The sequence below is a fragment of the Vibrio sp. 970 genome (assembly GCF_033339075.1).
In genome coordinates, this window is sequence record NZ_JAWOTW010000529.1 from 1 (window position 1) to 603 (window position 603).

1 protein-coding gene is annotated in these 603 nt (G+C 46.4%); it reads left to right on the forward strand.

From position 1 onward, the window contains the following. A partial coding sequence (gene hemH / locus R7Q11_RS27685; RefSeq protein ID WP_225467173.1) for a ferrochelatase occupies nt 1-603 on the forward strand: 603 nt, incomplete at both ends.

Sequence of the window (603 nt, forward strand, 5' to 3'; positions counted from 1 at the left end):
TCGCTAAGTTGTATGAATCGGTATGGATGGAAGAGGGCTCACCTTTAATGGTGTATTCCAAACGCCAGGCAAAGAAACTTGCTCAGCATCTCGATATGCCTGTGGAACTCGGCATGACTTATGGCAACCCAAGCCTTCAATCTGGTTTTGAAGCTCTTATCGCTCAAGGTGTGGAAGAGGTTATTGTGCTACCGTTGTACCCACAATATTCTGGGACAACCACCGCAGCCGTGTCTGATGGAATCACAAAAGCGTTTAAGCAACTGCCAGTGATGCCAGCATTCAGCTTTATTCGCGATTATCACGATCATCCAATGTACATCGAAGCGCTTGCGCACTCGGTTCGACAATACTGGGAAGAGCATGGCAAAGGGGATTACTTGCTGTGTTCATATCACGGTATTCCTAAACGTTATGCAGACAATGGCGACATTTATCCTCAGCATTGTGAAGCGACCACTCGCTTGCTTGGTGAGGCGCTTGGTTTATCATCGGATCAGATTGGTATGTCTTATCAGTCTCGTTTTGGCCGAGAAGAGTGGCTACAGCCTTACACTGATAAAACATTGGAAACCATCACCAGTAAAGGCGTGAAGAAAATTG